The following is a 20,403-nucleotide window of genomic DNA, read 5'->3' on the forward strand; positions in this document are numbered from 1 at the left end:
GCGCACTGTATTGGTGCGCTAAGCTGCACCCTACTCAAATTCCAACCCATTTTGGTTCGAATCTTCCCGATTGAGCTGGCTTCGTGCCATACAAACGCGCGTCAAACGCCTGTTTCAGGCGTTAAACGCTTCTTTTCGGAGCCTTGGTTTGGTTTTTGCATTTTCCCGGTATCAGCGCTTAGTTCTCGCGCACGCCTTGCTCCAAAAGGGGTCCAGATGACCATAAGCGACGCAATCCATCGTTTGCTGCTCGACAACCTGACCACCGCGACCATCCTGCTCGACGCGCAATTGCGCCTCGAGTACATGAACCCGGCGGCGGAAATGCTGCTGGCCGTCAGCGGTCAGCGCAGCCATGGCCAGTTCATCAGCGAACTGTTCACCGAATCCCCCGAGGCGCTCAACTCCCTGCGCCAGGCAGTCGAGCAAGCGCATCCGTTTACCAAGCGCGAAGCGATGCTCACCGCGCTGACCGGCCAGACGCTGACCGTGGATTACGCGGTAACGCCAATCCTCAGCAATGGCGAAACCCTGCTTTTGCTGGAAGTCCACCCGCGTGACCGCTTGCTGCGGATCACCAAGGAAGAGGCACAGTTGTCCAAGCAGGAAACCAGCAAGATGCTGGTGCGCGGCCTCGCCCATGAAATCAAGAATCCGCTCGGCGGGATTCGTGGTGCCGCGCAATTGCTGGCCCGCGAACTGCCGGAAGACAGCCTGCGCGACTACACCAACGTGATCATTGAAGAGGCCGACCGCCTGCGCAATCTGGTCGACCGCATGCTCGGTTCCAACAAGCTGCCGTCGCTGGCGATGTGCAACGTTCACGAAGTGCTCGAACGCGTCTGCCAACTGGTCGAGGCCGAAAGCCAGGGTTGCATCACCCTGGTGCGCGACTATGACCCGAGCATTCCTGACGTATTGATCGACCGCGAGCAGATGATCCAGGCGGTATTGAACATCGTGCGCAACGCGATGCAGGCGATCAGCAGCCAGAATGAGCTGCGTCTGGGCCGCATCAGCCTGCGCACCCGTGCCATGCGCCAGTTCACCATCGGCCATATCCGCCATCGCCTGGTGACCAAGATCGAAATCATCGACAACGGCCCGGGCATCCCTGCGGAACTGCAGGAAACCATTTTCTTTCCGATGGTCAGCGGTCGCCCGGACGGTACCGGGCTGGGCCTGGCCATTACCCAGAACATCATCAGTCAGCATCAGGGCCTGATCGAGTGTGAGAGCCATCCAGGCCACACCACGTTCTCGATCTTCCTGCCACTGGAACAAGGAGCCACATCGACATGAGCCGTAGTGAAACCGTGTGGATCGTCGATGACGACCGTTCTATCCGTTGGGTTCTGGAAAAGGCCTTGCAACAGGAAGGCATGACCACGCAGAGCTTCGACAGCGCCGACGGCGTGATGAGTCGTCTGGCGCGGCAGCAGCCGGACGTGATCATCTCCGACATCCGCATGCCCGGCGCCAGCGGTCTGGACCTGTTGGCGCGGATTCGTGAACAGCACCCGCGGTTGCCGGTCATCATCATGACCGCTCACTCCGATCTGGACAGCGCGGTCGCCTCGTATCAGGGCGGCGCGTTTGAATACTTGCCCAAGCCGTTCGATGTCGACGAGGCCGTTTCGCTGGTCAAGCGTGCCAATCAGCACGCTCAGGAACAGCAAGGACTGGAAGTCGTACCGGCACTGACCCGCACCCCGGAAATCATCGGCGAAGCGCCGGCGATGCAGGAAGTGTTTCGCGCCATCGGCCGCTTGAGCCATTCCAACATCACCGTGCTGATCAACGGTGAGTCGGGTACCGGTAAAGAACTGGTCGCCCACGCCCTGCATCGTCACAGCCCACGCGCGGCTTCGCCATTCATTGCGCTGAACATGGCAGCGATCCCCAAGGATCTGATGGAATCCGAGCTGTTCGGCCATGAAAAAGGCGCGTTCACCGGAGCGGCGAATTTGCGTCGCGGCCGTTTTGAACAGGCGGATGGCGGCACCCTGTTCCTTGATGAAATCGGCGACATGCCGGCCGACACCCAGACGCGTCTGTTGCGCGTGCTGGCCGACGGCGAGTTCTATCGGGTGGGCGGGCATGTGCCAGTCAAGGTCGACGTGCGCATCATCGCCGCGACGCACCAGAACCTGGAAACCCTGGTGCATGCCGGCAAATTCCGTGAGGACTTATTCCACCGCCTCAACGTGATCCGCATTCACATCCCGCGCCTGTCGGATCGTCGCGAAGACATCCCGACCCTGGCCAAACACTTCCTCAGCCGCGCCGCCCAGGAACTCGCGGTCGAGCCGAAGCTGCTGAAAAGCGAGACCGAGGAATACCTGAAAAACCTGCCGTGGCCGGGCAACGTTCGTCAGTTGGAGAACACCTGCCGCTGGATCACGGTGATGGCTTCCGGGCGCGAAGTGCACATCAGCGACTTGCCGCCAGAACTGCTGAACCTGCCGCAGGATTCGGCGCCGGTGACCAACTGGGAACAGGCGCTGCGTCAGTGGGCCGATCAGGCCTTGGCGCGTGGTCAGTCGAGTCTGCTCGACAGCGCCGTGCCGGCGTTTGAGCGGATCATGATCGAGACGGCTTTGAAACATACGGCCGGCCGCCGCCGTGATGCTGCGGTATTGCTGGGTTGGGGGCGTAATACCCTGACTCGCAAGATCAAGGAATTGGGGATGAAGGTTGATGGTGGCGATGATGATGAGGGGGAAGAAGGATAAAGCTTCGTTCGCTTGAGATTGTCGGTGTATTCGAGATCCAGCCCCCTCACCCCAGCCCTCTCCCAATGGGAGAGGGAGCAGATCCCGAGCGTTTTCAAAGCTTGAGTTCGGCTCGGTATCTCAGGTCGGCGTAACTTGACCAGGCAACTCGGTCAGTCCCCTCTCCCTCCGGGAGAGGGTCAGGGTGAGGGCCACCGTGCACCGCATCAATGCACAATGACCCGTGATCGCGCATAGCGACCTCGCCACGCTTGCCATCGAAAAAGCTGAAACCCTCACAAGCCGTACAAGCGAAAGCCCCGAAAGCCGGGGCTTTCGTATTTCTGAACAGCCTTTTTGTTACAGCAGATTAAAACCTGGCACGCCCCCTGCAATAACCCTTGCAGGTGATTCGTTTCACCACCCTTTTCGGGGACCTTGGTACAGGCAGGCCGGGGATTCCCCTCTTTACATCGGGCCCATGTCGCAACGCGACGAGCTCACCCTTTTGGGATCCTTGGTACAGGCAGGCCGGGGGTTCCCTCTTTACACCGGACCGACGCTCACAGCGAAGTCCGCCCCTTTTGGGAACCCTGATACAGGCAGGTCAGGGATTCCCGCTTTTACTCCCCCCCCGGTTCGAGGCTCAATCGAGCTTCGGACGCTTGGGCAGATGATGCAGGGGCTGATTCTGCCGTGTACTGTCGTATGTGCGTATTTCTTCTTCCAGCCTGTCCAGCATTCTTCCCGGGCTCGGTTCTTCAGCCAAGATCCGATTCAGTCGCAACTGCTCGTCTACATCAGCGTGGTGGTATATCTCGAGAAACGACCAGACGCGCCGCTGCAAAAGCGGCCGCTCAACGTAAAACTCCGGCGTACGGCTCAGTTTCTTCAGACCTCTGGCAAGATGGCTAATGTTGCCCCAGAGTTGTAGCTTTCGAGCCAATTGCTCTGCCGGGACATGTTGCAGCCAAAGATTGGCCGACAAATCAAAACTTTCTGTTCCCAGCCAAATGTCGTTACCTGTCTGGTTACGTGCATATAGCAGCCGACGGAGGGAGACCGGATCAGTTATTGGATTGCCGATGAGATTGAAACCGGCTCTGATTTCAACGGATGCCGGGATCGCTGTGATTCGATTGTTCGCCAGATTCAATACTTTTTCTGGAATCGTCGAGGTAATGCCCTCGGGAAATCCGTCTAGCCCCATGTTGGAAAGATCCAGTTCCTGCAGCGCTGTCATAGCTTTGACTGAGGGTCCGGCAAATAGCGCATTGTCACCCAGTTTTAAAACTTCCAGCTTCGACAGACCATTGCCGGCGTCAAGCCCGGAAGGAAGACGGCGTATTCCAGTCCGCGTCAGATCCAACACACGTAACTCGGTCATGCCGGTCAAATCCGGTTCCACTGTTGAATAATTAGCCCAGTGTTGCACAGGCTCCCCTGGGCGCCACGGACCGGCCTGGGCGTTCAACACTTTGACCCGGGTATCAACCAACCTCAACACCTGCAGTCTGCTCAGGCCCCTCAACGAAAAATCTGCCGGCAAGTCGCAATTCTGCAGATTCAGTTCCCGTAACCGGGTAAGCCCTGTCAACTGCCCTGCAAAGCTTGAATCCATACTGAATCTTGATTGAGCTGCCTGGAACATGAACAACCCGCGCCCGTCATTTCTGCTGGTCATCGCCAGGCTTGATACCGTCAGACTTTCAATGTTGGGAAACTGCCTGAAAAAAACCGCTGCATCCAGCGGAGCATGCCCCTTCAAAGTGAGAGAAACGACTGCGCTGAATCTCAACGAAAGCAGCTTGTCGACCGGCCATAACGTGAGATTGATATCCAGCTTGTAACCTGACAGTCGCCCGTCGCTATAGACTCGCTGATCAGGCTGGCCGTGCCACTCGTACACTTGCCGCAGCTTGCCCCACATATCCAACGCCTGCTGCATCTCCCCGCTATGGCCTATACGAGGCTCGTGGTACGGGATGCTGATGTGTTCGATGTCCAGCTGAGACGAACCACGCTGGATACGCTGGAGTTCGGCATCCGCCACATCCTTGTCATCGAACCGGGCGATAAAAGCGTCCGCATCGAGATCGCTTGCTTGCGAAAGGTACTTTTGGACCTGCGCGCGCGTGGTTCGCTCAACCAACTGGCGCGGATACCAATGACCGCTGGCGACGTCGCGTAGCAAGACTGGGCCCGATGGCAGCAACTCGCTTGGGCGCCGGGCGCGATATAAACCGGTCACGGGGTCCGCAGCGACAAGAACCAGATCGCCATTGGCAAGGTCAGCATACGTGCGGCGGCTGATCACCCGCAGACCGTCTTCATTGATTTGTGGAAGGATCGCCCGGGCATTGGTGGCGTAATCGTCCAGCGACGGCAGGGGGGCGGGACGATGAACCTCAGCGGAGGTCGCGTGAACTACAACAGCCGCGACAGCGCGAACGTCATCCAGAGTTGAGGCGCCGGACGGTCCGGGCTGCGGCTGCAAAGGATCGTGAGCCATGCCTGTGTCGACGTTTCTGCGCCCAGACACGCCGGGCTGAGCGTTATCCGCGTCCGTGGAGCGCGAACTGCCGAGGACATCTGCGTGGCTACCGCCACCGCGAGGTGGTTTGACTGGCATATTTTTCTTCCTTGAAAAGTCGCTCTGCGTTCATGCAAGAGGTGAGGGTTTCGGCATCCTGCCGTTTGAGGGAGCGAACGATAGCGCGAGCCGGTGTTCGTTGGAGACGGGAAAGAGAGACGCTTGCAGTGGGAAATGACGCCATAAGGCGTCGGAGCGAACAGCGAGAAAAGATTATCCGCTAGGGCTCGCTCAAGCGGATCTCCAGGCGCCAGCGGTCGTCCACCTCGCTGCCGACCCACTCGCCTTTCAGCGGCCGTGCCGCCAGCACCGTCAGCAGCAAGCCACCATCGCTCTTGCGTGTGCGCCAGTTGACGTCCCGGCCGTTGAGCTTGAGCTGGCCTTTTTGCGAGGGGCCTTCGGCCTGAAACAGCAGCGCTACGCTGCCGTCGATGATCTCGCCGTGCAGTTTCGGTTCGTTGTTGAACCACACGACCAGGCCGCCATCGATCACCTCGACCTGCTGCAGCACGCTGGAGTCCGGAGTGGTCAGGCGACCGATCATCAGACCGACCATCAGGCCGACAATCGCCAATGAACCGATCACCCGCGGGAATAGTTTCGAACGGTTGTCCACAGGCGGCGTAGAATGCCGCTCATCTTTACCTTCGGAGCCGTGCATGTTTCACGTCATCCTTTTTCAACCAGAAATTCCGCCGAACACCGGCAACGTTATCAGGCTGTGCGCCAACAGCGGCTGCCACCTGCATTTGATCGAACCGCTGGGTTTCGAGATGGACGACAAGCGCCTGCGCCGCGCCGGTCTCGACTACCACGAATATGCCACGCTGCAACGCCATGCGGACCTCGCCAGTTGTCTGGAAAGTCTCGGCAACCCGCGCTTGTTCGCCTTTACCACCAAGGGCTCGCGACCGTTTCACGACGCGGCGTTCGTGCCGGGCGATGCGTTTATCTTCGGCCCGGAAAGCCGCGGCTTGCCCGCCGAGGTGCTTGATGCCCTGCCCGCCGAACAGCGCCTGCGCCTGCCGATGCGCGAAGGCTGCCGCAGCCTGAACCTGTCCAACACCGTCGCGGTCGCCGTGTACGAAGCCTGGCGCCAGAACGACTTTAGATAACACCGCAAAACAAATGTGGGAGCGAGCCTGCTCGCGATGACGGAGTGTCAGGCGACATCGATATGTCTGACAAACCGCCATCGCGAGCAGGCTCGCTCCCACATGGGTGAGGCTGAACCGTTATTGAACGGTTGGCGTCTCGCCGCTTTCCTGCATGCGCTGCAGTTCTTGCGCGTACAGGGCGTCGAAGTTCACCGGGGCCAGCATCAGTGCCGGGAACGAACCCCGAGTGACCAGGCTGTCCAGGGTCTCGCGCGCGTACGGGAACAGGATGTTCGGGCAGAACGCACCCAGGGTGTGGCTCATCGAAGCGGCGTCGAGGTTTTTGATCAGGAAGATACCGGCCTGCTGCACTTCAGCGATGAAGGCGACTTCCTCACCATTTTTCACGGTCACGGACAGGGTCAGCACGACTTCAAAGAAATCGCCTTCCAGCGCCTTTTGGCGGGTGTTCAGATCCAGCGCGACCGCTGGGTCCCACTGCTGGCGGAAGATCGCCGGGCTTTTCGGGGCTTCGAAGGACAGGTCGCGTACGTAGATGCGCTGCAAGGAGAATTGCGGTGCGGTTTCTTCTTCGCTGGCTGCAGTGTTCTGTTGGTCAGTCATCTCAGATCCTTATCGATCTTGGGTCTTTTAGGGAGTGCTGTACGTGGGTGCAGCCGTTCAGCCCTTGAGCAGTGCGTCGAGTTTGCCGGCGCGCTCCAGAGCATATAAATCATCACAACCGCCGATGTGCTTTTCGCCGATCCAGATCTGCGGCACGGACGTGCGTCCGGCCTTTTTGGTCATTTCGGCACGCAGCTGCGGCTTGCCATCGACCTTGATCTCTTCGAAGGCCACGCCTTTGCTGGCGAGCAGGTGCTTGGCGCGCGAGCAGTAAGGGCAGTAATCGCTGGAGTAGACGACGACGTGGCTCATATCACTTCACCAATGGCAGGTTGTCGCCTTTCCAGCTGGAAATCCCGCCGGACAGCTTGGCCGCAGTGAAGCCGGATTTCATCAGCTCGCGGGCGTGAGTGCCAGCAGTCTGACCGAGAGCGTCGACCAGAATGATGGTCTTGGACTTGTGCTTTTCCAGCTCGCCGGTACGGGCAGCCAGTTTGTCCTGCGGAATGTTCACCGCACCGACGATGTGGCCAGCGGCGTAATCCTTGGCCGGACGGATGTCCACCACTAGGCCTGCGTCCTTGTTGACCAGTGCGGTCAGTTCGCCGGTGCTCAGGCTTTTACCGCCGCCCTGCATCGTGTGCGCCAGCAACAGAGCCAGCAGTACGACGAAGATACCGACAAGAATGTAGTGGTTAGTGGCAAATTCAATCAGGTGAGCAACCATCGAAGGAGGTTCCAGGGCGTTAAAATGTCGGCCAGTATACACAGCCACTATGGTCGGCCAAACCCCGTCCGGCGGTGACGCGGTCGGAACTTCGCTTTAAACTCCAACTCCGTTTTGCATCGCCCTCTTCTTTATTAGCCACGAGTGGATTCCATGACGACTACGCCTAAACCTTTGGTCCTGATGATTCTCGACGGCTTCGGTCACAGCGACAGCCCCGAATCGAACGCCGTGTTCGCGGCGAAAAAACCTGTTCTCGATCGCCTCTGGGCCACGGTGCCGAACGGCTTGATCTCGGGCAGCGGCATGGACGTCGGCCTGCCGGACGGGCAGATGGGCAACTCCGAAGTCGGCCACATGAACCTCGGCGCCGGGCGCGTGGTGTATCAGGATTTCACTCGCGTGACCAAAGCGATCCGCGACGGCGAGTTCTTCGACAACCCGACCATCTGCGCCGCGGTGGACAAAGCCGTTACCGCCGGCAAGGCCGTGCACTTCATGGGCCTGCTGTCGGATGGCGGTGTGCACAGCCACCAGGACCACCTGATCGCCATGGCTGAACTGGCGTTCAAGCGCGGCGCTGAAAAAATCTACCTGCACGCCTTCCTTGACGGCCGCGACACGCCGCCGAAAAGCGCTGCCTCGTCGATCGAACTGCTCGACGCGACTTTCCAGGCACTCGGCAAGGGCCGCATCGCCAGCATCATCGGCCGTTATTTCGCCATGGACCGTGACAACCGCTGGGATCGCGTCGCTCAGGCCTACAACCTGATCGCCGACGGCAACAGCGAATTCCACGCCGCCACCGCTCAGGAAGGTCTGGAAGCTGCCTACGCACGCGGCGAGAGCGATGAATTCGTCAAAGCCACAACCGTCGGCGAACCGGTCAAAGTCGAAGACGGCGACGCCGTAGTGTTCATGAACTTCCGCGCCGACCGCGCCCGCGAGCTGACCCGAGTGTTCGTCGAGGACGATTTCAAGGACTTCGAACGCGCCCGTCAGCCAAAACTGGCCGGTTTTGTCATGCTCACCCAATACGCCGCAAGCATCCCGGCACCATCGGCCTTCGCCGCTGGCAGCCTGGAAAACGTGCTGGGCGACTATCTGGCGAAAAACGGCAAGACCCAGCTGCGCATCGCTGAAACCGAAAAATACGCGCACGTGACCTTCTTCTTCTCCGGCGGGCGTGAAGAACCGTTCCCCGGCGAAGAGCGCATCCTGATCCCGTCGCCGAAAGTCGCCACCTACGACCTGCAGCCGGAAATGAGCGCACCCGAGGTGACCGACCGCATCGTCGACGCCATCGAGAACCAGCGTTACGACGTGATCGTGGTCAACTACGCCAACGGCGACATGGTCGGCCACAGCGGCGTGTTCGACGCAGCGGTCAAAGCGGTCGAATGCCTGGACACCTGCGTCGGGCGCATCGTTGAAGCACTGGAAAAAGTCGGCGGCGAAGCGCTGATCACGGCCGACCACGGCAACGTCGAGCAGATGGCCGACGAATCCACCGGCCAGGCGCACACCGCGCACACCACCGAGCCGGTGCCGTTCATTTATGTCGGCAAGCGCGACCTCAAGGTGCGTGAAGGCGGCGTACTGGCGGATGTAGCGCCGACCATGCTGATGCTGCTGGGCCTGGAAAAACCGGCGGAGATGACCGGGACTTCGATTCTGGTCTGATCCGAATCCGGAAACACCGCAAAAACCCTGTGGGAGCTGGCTTGCCAGCGATAGCAATCTGACAGCCAACATTTATGTTGAATGTGCAGCCGCCATCGCTGGCAAGCCAGCTCCCACAGTGGGTTATGCTGGTTTCGAAGATTATTTTCAGCTGTATCTCCAGCCAGTTATCACACAGCCCCAATTGGGCGTTTTTTTTGCAGCCTCGGGCGGGCATACTAGGCCGTCCCTTACCCTGGTGCCGCCCGCCCCTATGCTTCGCGTCCTGATCGCCCTTGCTCTGACCTGTCTGCTCCAGCCGGCCTTCGCCGATGAGCGCGCGCAAACCCAACAGCAGTTGGACGCTACGCGTCAGGATATCGCCGAGCTGAAAAAGCTCCTCGGCAAGCTGCAGGAAGAAAAATCCGGCGTGCAGAAAGAGCTCAAAGGCACCGAAACCGAGATGGGCAAGCTGCAGAAGCAGGTCGACGCCCTGCAGAAAGAACTGCAGAAAAGCGAATCCGAGCTGCAGCGGCTCGATGCAGAGAAAAAAAAACTCCAGAGCGCGCGCACTGAACAGCAGCGACTGATCGCCATTCAGGCCCGAGCGGCCTATCAGAACGGCCGGCAGGAATACCTCAAGCTGCTGCTCAACCAGCAGAACCCCGAGAAATTCGCCCGCACCCTGACCTATTACGACTACCTGAGCCAGGCCCGCCTGGAACAGCTGAAGAATTTCAACGAAACCCTGCGCCAACTGGCCAATGTCGAAAAGGACATCGGTCTGCAGCAGGCGCAGTTGCTGGTACAGAAAAGCGACCTCGATACTCAGCGCGAAGCACTCGAGAAAGTGCGCAAGGAGCGCCAGCAGGTTCTCGCCAAGCTTAATGACGACGTAAAAGCACGCGATCAGAAACTCGCTGCTCGCGAGCAGGATCAGGCAGACCTGTCTAAAGTCCTTAAAACCATCGAAGAAACCCTGGCCCGCCAGGCTCGTGAGGCAGAGGAAGCGCGACAGAAAGCGCTGATCGCCCAGCAGGAAGCGGAAAAAAAGCGCTTGCGTGAGGCGCAGGCTGACAACAGCGACGCCCCACGAAAACCCGCCAGATCAAGCCCCGGCGCCCTCGTATCGAGCAGCGGCGAGACATTTGGCGGGCCTTTTGCTGCAACCCGGGGAAAACTTCCGTGGCCGGTTGATGGTCGATTACTCGCACGCTTCGGTGAAAGCCGCGGCGACGATGCCCGCACCAAGTGGGACGGCGTGATGATCAGCGCCTCCGCTGGCAGTCAGGTGCATGCCGTCCACGGCGGTCGCGTGGTGTTCGCCGACTGGCTGCGCGGTGCCGGGCTGCTGGTGATCCTCGATCACGGCAACGGTTTTTTGAGTCTGTACGGCCACAACCAGACGCTGCTCAAGTCGGCGGGTGATGTGGTCAAAGCGGGTGAGTCGATCTCCACTGTCGGTAACAGTGGCGGTCAGGACACGCCAGCGCTGTATTTCGCAATTCGTCAGCAGGGTCACCCGAGTGATCCGGCGCAATGGTGTCGTGCGCAAGGATAAGCGCACCACCTAATTCAGGAGTTCGTTCGACATGCTGCATTTGTCCCGCCTTACCTCGCTGGCCCTGACGATCGCCCTGGTGATCGGCGCGCCTCTGGCGTTCGCCGCGCAACCGGCCCCGACCGTCGCTCCGGCAGGCACTGCCGCGACCGCCAAGGCCCCGCTGCCGCTGGAAGAGCTGCGCACCTTCGCCGAGGTCATGGACCGGATCAAAGCCGCGTACGTCGAACCTGTGGACGACAAGACCCTGCTGGAAAACGCGATCAAGGGCATGCTCAGCAACCTCGATCCGCATTCGGCTTACCTGGGCCCGGAAGATTTCACCGAATTGCAGGAAAGCACCAGCGGTGAATTCGGCGGCCTGGGCATCGAAGTCGGCGCCGAGGATGGCTTCATCAAGGTCGTCTCGCCGATCGATGACACTCCGGCGTCGAAGGCCGGCATTCAGGCCGGCGACTTCATCGTCAAGATCAACGGCCAGCCGACACGCGGCCAGACCATGACCGAAGCCGTCGACAAGATGCGCGGCAAGATCGGTCAAAAAATCACCCTGACCCTGGTGCGCGATGGCGGTACGCCGTTCGACGTGACCCTGGCGCGCGCTGTGATTCAAGTGAAGAGCGTCAAGGCACAGCTGCTCGAATCGGGTTACGGCTACATCCGCATTACCCAGTTCCAGGTCAAGACCGGTGACGAAGTCTCCAAGGCGCTGGCCAAGCTGCGCAAGGACAACGGCAAGAAGCTCAACGGCATCATTCTTGACCTTCGCAACAACCCGGGCGGCGTGCTGCAATCGGCGGTGGAAGTGGTCGACCACTTCATCACCAAAGGCCTGATCGTTTACACCAAGGGCCGCATCGCCAATTCCGAACTGCGCTTCTCCGCGACCGGCAAGGACGAAAGCGAAGCAGTGCCGATGGTCGTGCTGATCAACGGCGGCAGTGCCTCGGCGTCGGAAATCGTCGCCGGCGCCCTGCAGGATCAGAAACGCGCTGTGGTCATGGGCACCACCAGTTTCGGCAAAGGCTCGGTGCAAACCGTGCTGCCGCTGAACAACGACCGCGCATTGAAAATCACCACCGCGCTGTATTTCACGCCCAATGGCCGTTCGATCCAGGCGCAGGGCATCGTGCCGGACATCGAAGTGCGCCGCGCGAAGATCACCAACGAAGCCGACAGCGAATACTTCAAGGAGGCCGATCTGCAGGGCCACCTGGGCAACGGCAACGGCGGCGCGGACAAACCGACCGGCTCCGGCGGCAAGGCCAAAGCCATGCCACAGGATGATGATTACCAGTTGGCCCAGGCCCTGAGCCTGCTCAAAGGGCTGAGCATCACGTCCGGCCGTTGAGGATGTCGCTGCGTTTTCTGTTCGTTCTGTTGTGCTGCCTGGCGGGTGCTGTTCACGCAGAGCCCGCCAGCCCGAAACCGCACAAAGCCTACCTGACGCTGATCATCGATGACCTGGGGCAAAACCTGCCCCGGGATCGTCGCGTGCTCGCCCTGCCCGGCCCGGTGACCACGGCAATCATGCCGGACACCCCGCACGCCACCGAGTTTGCCCGCGAGGCCCATCGCGCCGGCAAGATCGTCATCCTGCACATGCCAATGGACCCGGCCACCGGGCCTTATGCCTGGCACCCGGAACTGCCGATTGAAGAACTCGAAAAACGCCTCAACGCCGCCTTCGAGAAAGTCCCGTTTACCGCCGGCATCAACAACCACATGGGCAGCCGCATGACCGCACAACCCGCGGCGATGGCGTGGTTGATGGCTGAATTGCAGCGGCGGCACAAGTTTTTCGTCGACAGCCGCACCAGCGCCCAGACCGTCGCCGCGCAGCAGGCGCAGAAGATCGATCTGGCGAGCGTCTCGCGGGACGTGTTCCTTGACGACGAACGCACCGAAGCGGCGATCGCTACGCAGTTGCAGACGGCGATCAGCCTGGCGCACAAGCAGGGCTCAGCAGTGATGATCGGTCATCCGTATCCGCAAACCCTCGCGGTGCTCGAGCGTGAATTGCCGAAACTGAAGGCGCAGGGCATCGACTGGATCGATATTCGGCAGATGATCAGTGTGCGCAGCAACCGCGCCATGGCCGCTCACGGCAAAGACGGCACTTATCGGTAATAGCCGGTCACGCTAAGCAATACATAGTTACCACCGCACGCCCCGCCCCGTTTCCGATAGTGCGACCTGCCACAGGTCGCGACTCCCACGAGTCGCTTTTCAGCTATCAGGAGTTCCCATGACAACAAACACCCCGATTACCCCGGCCATTGAACGGACCGAACCCATCAGAATCGATAACCTGTTGATCAATTTCACAACAGAGTTTCTGCGCATTTGGGATACCGACGGCTTGTCAGCCAAATCTGCGTCCTTCTGGCGACCTACCCCGGCCCCCGATGCGCTACCCGGTTATTTTCCTTTGGGCGATGTCGTCACCAGAGGCCTGAGCAACATCAATGGTAAAAAGGTGGTAGCCGTTGCTTGCGAAGCAGACATTGCCAGCACTGACTCCACCAAAGGCAGGGCACTGCGTCGTCCCGATGATTATGAACTGATCTGGAAAGACTCCGGGTCGGGCTCAAAAAGAGATCTGTCGATCTGGCGTCCACGCCCTCCCGCAGGCTACGTGGCGCTGGGGACGGTGTGTTCGAGCGATCATGAAAAGCCGTCACTCAACGCTGTCCGCTGCGTTCGCGCGGACCTGGTTATTCCATCGAATACCAGCGACATGATCTGGGATGACAAGGGCAGCGGAGCCCGTCAGCGTGTCAGTACCTGGAGCGCAGTACCTCCAGCCGCTTTACCCGGTGAGGTTCACTTGGCATCAGGCAGTTTTTTCGGCTTGAGTAACTACACCCGACCGGCCAGTTTTCCGGTTTACTGTCTGCGCCTGCAGATCGGGCTGCAACTGAATACACGCCCATCACCCCCTGTCCTGTGCGGAGAGACACCGACGTCTTCGGACACTACAGACGATCCTTGTTACACCGCCAGCCTGCCCTGGTTCACGATCAAGGATCCGCGTTACCCAGCGACTGAGCAATTGCGTCGTTCCCCGTTCTATCAGCTGGAACGCAAGGATCGCTACATTCTGGTCGGCCATGCGCGCAACACCGGCAACGACAGCCAGATATTCAGGTGGTCAGCGCCTCGCGCCCAGCGAACCGCCAGTTTACGAACGTTTTCCCACACCACTTCCATTGAATTCGGAGCCCAATGGCAAACCCATCAGCACGACGCACTGACGTTTTCCGCACGGTTGGGCCACGATTTCACCCAATGCGAAATACATTCGAACGAGTGGGGCAATATGGCGCCCATCGAAGTGGTTGCGGTCGTGGACCCAAACAGGTCGGTTGCCGCCTATCTGGTGCAAAGCGACTACACACTGGTACGTGCAGACGGTACATCAGTGACCGAGGGTTTCAGCTACACCGATGGCAGTAGCTTGCACATCAGCCAGTACGCGTCACCCGAGCCCGAAATCATCGTCGTGCCGGTATCCGAGGCGGCCGAAGAGCAGACAGTGCAAGCGCCCTTGGCAGAGGACGAACCCAGCGCTCCGCTATCAACGCCAGATCAGTCCGCCACTACAGATATCGCCCCATGATCTCGTCAACCACGCCTTCCTTGCGCAACTGATCCAGCGCGGCCTGCAACCTGGCGACGACTTCATCGGGAACATCCTTGTTCAGCGCCAGATAAAGCTCTGCGCTGTTGAAGCGCAGCACGGTTTTCAGGCCGCTGACACCCTCCTGCCGGGCCAGATAACGCCCGGCGGGATCGCCGGTGGCCCACAGATCGATCTGCCCGTTGACCAGTTTCTTTGCATTGTCCTGATCGCGCAGCACTACGATCGGCTTCAGACCTTGCTTGGCCAGGGTCTCGGCGATGGCGTCGCCCTTGTAGGCACCGATCTTGTATTTGCGCGCGTCTTCCAGCGTATCGAGGGTGATCTTGCTGTCAGCCTTGGCCAACAGAATCCAATCATCCGGCCCGATCGGACCGACCCATTTGAACAGGTTTTCCCGGTCACGCAGACGCGCCATGACGAAGGCGCCGTAACCGGGGTTTTCCAGGGCAAGTTTGTACACCCGCTCCCAAGGGAAGCGCAGCGTCAGGCTGTAGGTGAGGCCGGCACGCTGGAACATTTCGCGCACGATATCGGTAGCAATGCCGCTGATGTTCTCGCCCTGGGCGAAATTCTTGCCGTTTTTCGCCATGTTGTACGGCGGGAAGTTTTCGGTGAGAAGCACCAGATCGGTGTCGGGAGCGTTTTCGGCGCGAGCGGTGTGGATGAGCAACATCGAGGCGCTGGCGAGAACGAGAAGCAGGCGTTTGATCATGTCGGGCTACCGGGTTCCATGGCGTGCCCAAGAGTGCCTTGGGTGCGCCATGGTGTCCACTGGCCGGCACGAAATCAATGCACTTCGGCACTGTCGGAAGCGCCAGCAGCAGGTGTTTGTTCAGAGCAGCCTAATCACTCTTGCTTATTAAAAATTTGAAAAACTTTTCAAATAGTATTCGTTTTACATCTCGCCACAGCACAAAAAACATCACTGCAGAAAATCCAAATAGAGTTACTGAAACCAACTTCTCTCTTTTAACTTTCGACCAAGGACCGGTCATGAACTACAAATCAAAAGTGGCAGCGGCACTCGCTTTTCTGACCACCACCTTCGCTCTAGCGTCTTGTGCATATACTTTCCCGGAACCTGCAGAGCCCATTATTTTGCATAATTCTCATCAGCAGAATAATCACTTGAACGGCATCGGACAGATCATCAAAGGGGACCGTCGTTACTGCACGGCTTTTCTCATCGATAGCCGCGACGCTGATAATGATGCAAATGGCCCCGCGTATATCCTGACCAGTGGACATTGCGCGTCAATCTGGATTGGAACAGTTGCGGACACGGCCTATCAGGGCCAGATACAGTTCAATTACTTTCAAGACACCCTGCTGGACGCCAAGCGTTACAACATTCAAAAGGTCAACTGGGCCAGCCTGGCTGGCACTGATATCGCCGTCATGGAACTGAACAGCTCGCTGCAAGCGGTGATGGCCGACGGTATCAACCCGCTCAAGGCAGCATCCAAAGCGCCTGACAGACTCATTCAGGTCAGGGTCATCGGCGCGCCCTCAAGCGCGCCAGGTCTGAGGCTGTCGTCCTGCACCCAGGAGCCAGCCGACACGACGCTGATCAAGTATCTGACCGTTCATACCGGTTACCAGAAACAGGATTGCAAAGGCATCGAACCGGGCTCATCCGGCTCCCCGGTCGTGGACATCGCTACAGGGGAAGTCATCGGTGTCATGTCGGGAACTACCTACGCAATCACAGCGAGTGACCTGTGCTTCTGGCATGGGCTCTGTGCAACCCCTGGTCGTCAATCCGTTTTGCCTGATCAGGCCAGCCAGAGTTTCCCGATCGACTATCTGATGCCCTGTTTTTCTGACGGACACTTCAATATCGATGCTCCCGCCTGCTCGCTAAAACCCGACTTCAATTTCAGAGCCAGAACCAACTCAGACGTTACGCTTTATAAAGCGCCTGAGAACGAATATGAAAAGAGGCCAGACTGGGACGTCAGGTTTTCAATGAACACGAACTTTTTCAGATTCAAAACCGTGCGTGACGCACACGCCTGTTACTTGCCAGAGCGCTACAGCAACCCGATAGATATCAGCACTGGTCTTGTTGATACACCGATCGGCAGTGAAGCAGGCTTGTACTATCTGTGCCTGGTGGGTGTCGACTCAGTTGATCATCAACTCAGCGAGGGGAAATTACGCAACACACAGATCCTGCCAGCGCGCCTGGTCAAGCCAGGCGGGATTTCATTGCCTGAACCAGCACCTGAGATCAAGCACGGCACTGAAGAGCTTTTGGTGGAATATCGTCAGAACACGGGGCGCAATATCTGGACTCAGATCTATGTTGGGGCAGTCGGTTCAACAGACTGCGCCGGCATCGAATCGAGAAGCTACACCAAGATAGGCGACAGCTTTCTGGTACCCAACCAAGCCCTGCCGTTGACGCTGTGCAGCTACACCATGGATCGCGATTTCAATACTTCTGCCGTACGCACGGAGATCTTGCAAAAACCTTGACCCGTCGGCTGCAAGCCGGGCGGTGAGTAACCCGCATGGGTTCCGCCCGGCAAAATGCAGCCTCAACGTGATCAGCGCATCACGATGCCGCGTTGGGCCATATACGCCTTGGCTTCCTGCACGGTGTATTCGCCGAAATGGAAAATACTCGCCGCCAACACGGCGCTGGCGTGACCTTCGAGGATGCCGTCGGCCAGATGCTGCAGGTTGCCGACACCCCCGGAAGCGATCACCGGGATACCCAGCGCGTCACTGATTGCGCGGGTCACGCCGAGGTCGAAGCCGTTTTTCATGCCGTCCTGATCCATGCTGGTCAGGAGGATTTCACCGGCACCGAGGCCTTCCATTTTCTTCGCCCACTCGACGGCGTCGAGGCCGGTTGGCTTGCGCCCGCCATGGGTGAAAATCTCCCAGCGCGGGGTTTCGCCGGGGCCGGAAACCTTTTTCGCGTCGATGGCAACGACGATGCACTGCGAGCCGAAATGCTGCGCTGCTTCACCGACGAATTCCGGGTTGAACACGGCGGCGGTATTGATCGACACCTTGTCCGCACCGGCATTGAGCAGGTTGCGAATGTCCTGCACGGTGCGCACGCCACCGCCGACGGTCAGCGGGATGAACACCTGGCTGGCCATTCGCTCGACGGTATGCAGCGTGGTATCACGGCCATCGACGCTGGCGGTGATGTCGAGAAAGGTAATTTCGTCGGCGCCCTGCTCGTCGTAGCGACGGGCGATTTCCACCGGGTCACCGGCGTCGCGGATGTTCTCGAACTTCACACCTTTGACGACCCGGCCGTTGTCCACGTCCAGGCAAGGGATGATGCGCTTGGCTAACGCCATAAGACTTAATCTCCGATTAAGAAGCTTCAAGCTTCAAGCTGCAAGAAAGGGCGGATTGCGGTCGCGCTTCTAACTTGCAGCTCGCAGCTTGCAACTTGAAGCTGCTTTTATCTGGTCGCGTAGCTGTCGCAGAAAGCCTGAGCCTCTGCCACATCCAGCGTGCCCTCATAAATCGCGCGACCCGTGATGGCGCCGATAATGCCCGGTGCCTTGGCGTCGAGCAGCGACTTGATGTCACCCAGATTGTGGATGCCGCCGGACGCAATGACCGGGATCTTCGTCGCCGCAGCCAGCGCAGCGGTGAACGGTACGTTGCAGCCCTGCATCATGCCGTCTTTGGCGATGTCGGTATAAACGATCGACGAGACGCCGTCGGCTTCAAACTGTTTGGCCAGGTCGATGACCTGCACGGTACTGATTTCAGCCCAGCCGTCAGTGGCGACAAAACCGTCTTTGGCATCCAGACCGACGATGATCTTGCCCGGAAAGGCGCGGCAGGCTTCGGCGACGAAGGCTGGATCTTTCACGGCTTTGGTGCCGATGATCACGTAGCTGACGCCGGCCTTGACGTAATGCTCGATGGTTTCCAGCGAACGGATGCCGCCGCCGATCTGGATCGGCAGGTTCGGGTAGCGCTTGGCGATCGCAGTGACCACTTCGCCATTGACCGGCTGGCCTTCGAAAGCGCCGTTCAGATCGACCAGATGCAGACGGCGGCAACCGCCCTCCACCCACTTGGCAGCCATGCTCACCGGGTCATCGGAGAACACCGTGGAATCTTCCATGCGGCCCTGGCGCAGACGTACGCAGGCACCGTCCTTGAGATCGATAGCGGGAATAATCAGCATGCTTTTTCCTTCGTCAAAGAGCTGCAAGCTGCAAGCTATAAGCTGCAAGCACGCATGTATGGCTGTTTCTTGCAGCTGGTAGCTTGACGCTTGCCGCTGCTCCTAATTTTTTTCGAGCGCCCACAGGTCGCTTTCGATGCTTTCAAACCGCTCTTTGAGGTGGGTCTGCACATCGAAAATCGCCCTGTTGTAATAGTGCGGAGCAATTTCGCGGGTAAACAGCTCAAGAATTTCCGCCGCTTCGAACGAACCCAGGTCCAGTTCGAAACGGTCTTCCATGAACCGCTGAATCTTGCGATTGGCCTCGCCCTCCTGTTCGGGAGTGAGGGTCAGAATCGGCGGTTTGGACTTCTTGGCGGCCATTTACCAGCGACCGTCCCACGCGGCGAAGTTCTGCAGCAACTGCAGGCCATGGGTATGGCTTTTTTCGGGGTGGAACTGCACGGCGAAACGCGAGCCATCGGCCAGCGCTGCTGCGAAATCGACACCGTAGTGACCGCCACCGACCACCTGCCGCGCGTTGGCGGCGGCAATGTAGTAGCTGTGCACGAAATAGAAACGCGCCATATCCGGAATGTCATGCCACAGCGGGTGGCTGACCATCTGCTTTACCTCGTTCCAGCCCATGTGCGGGACTTTCAGGTGCTCGCCGTCTTCATGCAGGTCTTTGCCGAAGAACTTCACCGCACCCGGAAACAGGCCGATGCAGTCGACGCCATCGTTCTCTTCGCTAGTATCGAGCAAGGCCTGCATGCCGACACAGATGCCGAGGAACGGGCGATCCTGGCTGACTTCACGCACCAGCGAGTCGAAACCGAGGCGACGGATCTCCGCCATGCAATCGCGAATCGCGCCCACACCGGGAAACACCACACGATCGGCTTCGCGGATCACGTCCGCATCGCTGGTGATCAGCACCTTGCCGGCGCCGACGTGTTCCAGCGCCTTGGCCACCGAGTGCAGGTTGCCCATGCCGTAGTCGATAACTGCAACCGTCTGCATTACAGCACGCCTTTGGTCGAAGGCATTTGCCCGGCCATGCGCTCGTCCAGCTCGACGGCCATGCGCAGCGCGCGGCCGAAAGCCTTGAACACGGTTTCGATCTGGTGGTGAGTGTTGGTGCCGCGCAGGTTGTCGATGTGCAGGCTGACCAGTGCATGGTTGACGAAGCCCTGGAAAAATTCCTGGAACAGGTCAACGTCGAAGCCGCCAACAGTGGCGCGTGTGTACGGCACGTGCATCTGCAGACCCGGGCGACCGGAGAAATCGATCACCACGCGTGACAGCGCTTCATCGAGCGGCACGTAGGCGTGGCCGTAGCGACGGATGCCTTTCTTGTCGCCGATGGCTTTGGCAAACGCCTGGCCGAGGGTGATACCGACGTCTTCCACCGTGTGGTGGTCGTCGATATGCAGATCGCCCTTGCATTCGATATCCAGGTCGATCAACCCGTGACGGGCGATCTGATCCAGCATGTGCTCAAGAAAAGGGACACCGATATCGAATCGGGCCTTTCCGGTGCCATCAAGGTTGATCGAGGCTTTGATCTGGGTTTCCAGAGTGTCGCGCTCGACAGACGCCTTACGTTCGGCCATCACCAGCTCCGCA

20 protein-coding genes are annotated in these 20,403 nt (G+C 59.1%); 9 read left to right on the forward strand and 11 right to left on the reverse strand.

What is annotated here, in order from left to right; all coding sequences use genetic code 11:
- Nucleotides 1–216: 216 nt before the first annotated feature.
- Nucleotides 217–1,302 (forward strand): nitrogen regulation protein NR(II), encoded by a 1,086-nt coding sequence (gene glnL / locus BLU24_RS26835; protein WP_090280248.1) that lies wholly within the window; start codon nt 217–219, stop codon nt 1,300–1,302.
- Nucleotides 1,299–2,735 carry a nitrogen regulation protein NR(I) gene (gene ntrC, locus BLU24_RS26840; RefSeq protein WP_093105931.1) on the forward strand — a complete coding sequence of 479 codons (1,437 nt, stop codon included), beginning with the start codon at nt 1,299–1,301 and terminating at the stop codon, nt 2,733–2,735. Before glnL ends, ntrC begins: the two co-directional genes overlap by 4 nt.
- A gap of 625 nt (nt 2,736–3,360) precedes the next feature.
- On the opposite strand, the gene BLU24_RS26845 is transcribed toward ntrC, so the two are convergent.
- Together BLU24_RS26845 and BLU24_RS26850 are read right to left on the reverse strand one after the other, a co-directional pair.
- Nucleotides 3,361–5,346: a leucine-rich repeat domain-containing protein gene (locus tag BLU24_RS26845; protein WP_231990177.1), complete on the reverse strand. Its 1,986-nt coding sequence runs from the start codon at nt 5,344–5,346 to the stop codon at nt 3,361–3,363.
- 181 nt (nt 5,347–5,527) lie between these two features.
- Nucleotides 5,528–5,968, reverse strand: coding sequence for a hypothetical protein (locus BLU24_RS26850; protein ID WP_093105935.1), 441 nt, complete (start codon nt 5,966–5,968; stop codon nt 5,528–5,530).
- On the opposite strand from BLU24_RS26850, the gene trmL reads away from it, so the two are divergent.
- Complete coding sequence (gene trmL, locus BLU24_RS26855; RefSeq protein ID WP_093105940.1) at nt 5,967–6,422, forward strand: tRNA (uridine(34)/cytosine(34)/5-carboxymethylaminomethyluridine(34)-2'-O)-methyltransferase TrmL; 456 nt, start codon at nt 5,967–5,969, stop codon at nt 6,420–6,422. The two genes, BLU24_RS26850 and trmL, sit on opposite strands and share 2 nt — an antisense overlap.
- Nucleotides 6,423–6,542: 120 nt before the next feature.
- Here trmL and secB read toward each other — a convergent pair whose 3' ends face one another.
- Genes secB through BLU24_RS26870 form a run of 3 tightly spaced genes read right to left on the reverse strand, consistent with a single transcriptional unit; the run spans nt 6,543 to nt 7,755 of the window.
- A complete protein-coding gene (gene secB / locus BLU24_RS26860; RefSeq protein WP_064117041.1) occupies nt 6,543–7,028 on the reverse strand; it encodes a protein-export chaperone SecB in 486 nt (161 codons plus the stop codon).
- 57 nt (nt 7,029–7,085) lie between these two features.
- On the reverse strand, nt 7,086–7,340 hold the full coding sequence (grxC, locus tag BLU24_RS26865) for a glutaredoxin 3 (RefSeq protein WP_090280239.1): 255 nt from the start codon (nt 7,338–7,340) through the stop codon (nt 7,086–7,088).
- Nucleotide 7,341: 1 nt separating this feature from the next.
- On the reverse strand, nt 7,342–7,755 hold the full coding sequence (locus BLU24_RS26870; RefSeq protein WP_093105945.1) for a rhodanese-like domain-containing protein: 414 nt from the start codon (nt 7,753–7,755) through the stop codon (nt 7,342–7,344).
- Between the two features lie 153 nt (nt 7,756–7,908).
- Between BLU24_RS26870 and gpmI the strand changes: the two genes are divergently transcribed.
- The 5 genes from gpmI to BLU24_RS26895 all read left to right on the forward strand — a co-directional run bounded on the left by gpmI (nt 7,909) and on the right by BLU24_RS26895 (nt 14,600).
- Nucleotides 7,909–9,438, forward strand: coding sequence for a 2,3-bisphosphoglycerate-independent phosphoglycerate mutase (gene gpmI, locus BLU24_RS26875; protein ID WP_093105950.1), 1,530 nt, complete (start codon nt 7,909–7,911; stop codon nt 9,436–9,438).
- A gap of 253 nt (nt 9,439–9,691) precedes the next feature.
- Entirely contained in the window at nt 9,692–10,978 is a 1,287-nt protein-coding gene (locus BLU24_RS26880) for a murein hydrolase activator EnvC family protein (RefSeq protein WP_093105956.1), read from the forward strand.
- Nucleotides 10,979–11,009: 31 nt separating this feature from the next.
- Nucleotides 11,010–12,329 (forward strand): S41 family peptidase, encoded by a 1,320-nt coding sequence (locus BLU24_RS26885; RefSeq protein ID WP_093105959.1) that lies wholly within the window; start codon nt 11,010–11,012, stop codon nt 12,327–12,329.
- 2 nt (nt 12,330–12,331) lie between these two features.
- Nucleotides 12,332–13,108 (forward strand): divergent polysaccharide deacetylase family protein, encoded by a 777-nt coding sequence (locus BLU24_RS26890; RefSeq protein WP_093105963.1) that lies wholly within the window; start codon nt 12,332–12,334, stop codon nt 13,106–13,108.
- A gap of 118 nt (nt 13,109–13,226) precedes the next feature.
- On the forward strand, nt 13,227–14,600 hold the full coding sequence (locus BLU24_RS26895; RefSeq protein WP_093105968.1) for a Vps62-related protein: 1,374 nt from the start codon (nt 13,227–13,229) through the stop codon (nt 14,598–14,600).
- Here BLU24_RS26895 and BLU24_RS26900 read toward each other — a convergent pair.
- Complete coding sequence (locus BLU24_RS26900) at nt 14,581–15,336, reverse strand: substrate-binding periplasmic protein (protein ID WP_090280216.1); 756 nt, start codon at nt 15,334–15,336, stop codon at nt 14,581–14,583. The genes BLU24_RS26895 and BLU24_RS26900 overlap by 20 nt on opposite strands.
- 140 nt (nt 15,337–15,476) lie before the next feature.
- Here BLU24_RS26900 and BLU24_RS26905 point away from each other — a divergent pair, with 140 nt between their 5' ends.
- Nucleotides 15,477–17,105 (forward strand): trypsin-like serine peptidase, encoded by a 1,629-nt coding sequence (locus BLU24_RS26905; protein ID WP_157720875.1) that lies wholly within the window; start codon nt 15,477–15,479, stop codon nt 17,103–17,105.
- Between the two features lie 71 nt (nt 17,106–17,176).
- Here the strand turns inward: BLU24_RS26905 and hisF are convergent, their stop codons facing one another.
- The 5 genes from hisF to hisB form a co-directional block, all read right to left on the reverse strand.
- The gene (gene hisF / locus BLU24_RS26910) at nt 17,177–17,947 is read right to left on the reverse strand and encodes an imidazole glycerol phosphate synthase subunit HisF (RefSeq protein ID WP_003220755.1); all 771 of its coding nucleotides are present in this window, start codon (nt 17,945–17,947) and stop codon (nt 17,177–17,179) included.
- 107 nt (nt 17,948–18,054) lie between these two features.
- Entirely contained in the window at nt 18,055–18,795 is a 741-nt protein-coding gene (gene hisA, locus BLU24_RS26915) for a 1-(5-phosphoribosyl)-5-[(5-phosphoribosylamino)methylideneamino]imidazole-4-carboxamide isomerase (protein ID WP_093105977.1), read from the reverse strand.
- 102 nt (nt 18,796–18,897) lie between these two features.
- The gene (locus BLU24_RS26920; protein ID WP_093105981.1) at nt 18,898–19,158 is read right to left on the reverse strand and encodes a DUF2164 domain-containing protein; all 261 of its coding nucleotides are present in this window, start codon (nt 19,156–19,158) and stop codon (nt 18,898–18,900) included.
- A complete protein-coding gene (gene hisH, locus BLU24_RS26925; RefSeq protein WP_093105986.1) occupies nt 19,159–19,797 on the reverse strand; it encodes an imidazole glycerol phosphate synthase subunit HisH in 639 nt (212 codons plus the stop codon).
- Nucleotides 19,797–20,390 (reverse strand): imidazoleglycerol-phosphate dehydratase HisB, encoded by a 594-nt coding sequence (hisB, locus tag BLU24_RS26930; protein WP_007909204.1) that lies wholly within the window; start codon nt 20,388–20,390, stop codon nt 19,797–19,799. Before hisB ends, hisH begins: the two co-directional genes overlap by 1 nt.
- Between the last annotated feature and the right edge of the window lie 13 nt (nt 20,391–20,403).

It is taken from the genome of Pseudomonas sp. Z003-0.4C(8344-21), assembly GCF_900104975.1.
Classification (GTDB): Bacteria; Pseudomonadota; Gammaproteobacteria; order Pseudomonadales; family Pseudomonadaceae; genus Aquipseudomonas; species Aquipseudomonas granadensis.

Bases quoted from the DNA above. Each gene is read 5' to 3' on its own strand.
- BLU24_RS26845 (WP_231990177.1), bottom strand. From the start codon at position 5,346: ATGCCAGTCAAACCACCTCGCGGTGGCGGTAGCCACGCAGATGTCCTC.
- BLU24_RS26900 (WP_090280216.1), bottom strand. From the start codon at position 15,336: ATGATCAAACGCCTGCTTCTCGTTCTCGCCAGCGCCTCGATGTTGCTC.
- grxC (WP_090280239.1), bottom strand. From the start codon at position 7,340: ATGAGCCACGTCGTCGTCTACTCCAGCGATTACTGCCCTTACTGCTCG.
- BLU24_RS26850 (WP_093105935.1), bottom strand. From the start codon at position 5,968: ATGCACGGCTCCGAAGGTAAAGATGAGCGGCATTCTACGCCGCCTGTG.
- BLU24_RS26895 (WP_093105968.1), top strand. From the start codon at position 13,227: ATGACAACAAACACCCCGATTACCCCGGCCATTGAACGGACCGAACCC.
- BLU24_RS26880 (WP_093105956.1), top strand. From the start codon at position 9,692: ATGCTTCGCGTCCTGATCGCCCTTGCTCTGACCTGTCTGCTCCAGCCG.
- BLU24_RS26885 (WP_093105959.1), top strand. From the start codon at position 11,010: ATGCTGCATTTGTCCCGCCTTACCTCGCTGGCCCTGACGATCGCCCTG.
- glnL (WP_090280248.1), top strand. From the start codon at position 217: ATGACCATAAGCGACGCAATCCATCGTTTGCTGCTCGACAACCTGACC.
- trmL (WP_093105940.1), top strand. From the start codon at position 5,967: ATGTTTCACGTCATCCTTTTTCAACCAGAAATTCCGCCGAACACCGGC.
- hisA (WP_093105977.1), bottom strand. From the start codon at position 18,795: ATGCTGATTATTCCCGCTATCGATCTCAAGGACGGTGCCTGCGTACGT.
- hisB (WP_007909204.1), bottom strand. From the start codon at position 20,390: ATGGCCGAACGTAAGGCGTCTGTCGAGCGCGACACTCTGGAAACCCAG.
- BLU24_RS26890 (WP_093105963.1), top strand. From the start codon at position 12,332: ATGTCGCTGCGTTTTCTGTTCGTTCTGTTGTGCTGCCTGGCGGGTGCT.
- hisF (WP_003220755.1), bottom strand. From the start codon at position 17,947: ATGGCGTTAGCCAAGCGCATCATCCCTTGCCTGGACGTGGACAACGGC.
- BLU24_RS26920 (WP_093105981.1), bottom strand. From the start codon at position 19,158: ATGGCCGCCAAGAAGTCCAAACCGCCGATTCTGACCCTCACTCCCGAA.
- ntrC (WP_093105931.1), top strand. From the start codon at position 1,299: ATGAGCCGTAGTGAAACCGTGTGGATCGTCGATGACGACCGTTCTATC.
- secB (WP_064117041.1), bottom strand. From the start codon at position 7,028: ATGACTGACCAACAGAACACTGCAGCCAGCGAAGAAGAAACCGCACCG.
- hisH (WP_093105986.1), bottom strand. From the start codon at position 19,797: ATGCAGACGGTTGCAGTTATCGACTACGGCATGGGCAACCTGCACTCG.
- BLU24_RS26870 (WP_093105945.1), bottom strand. From the start codon at position 7,755: ATGGTTGCTCACCTGATTGAATTTGCCACTAACCACTACATTCTTGTC.
- gpmI (WP_093105950.1), top strand. From the start codon at position 7,909: ATGACGACTACGCCTAAACCTTTGGTCCTGATGATTCTCGACGGCTTC.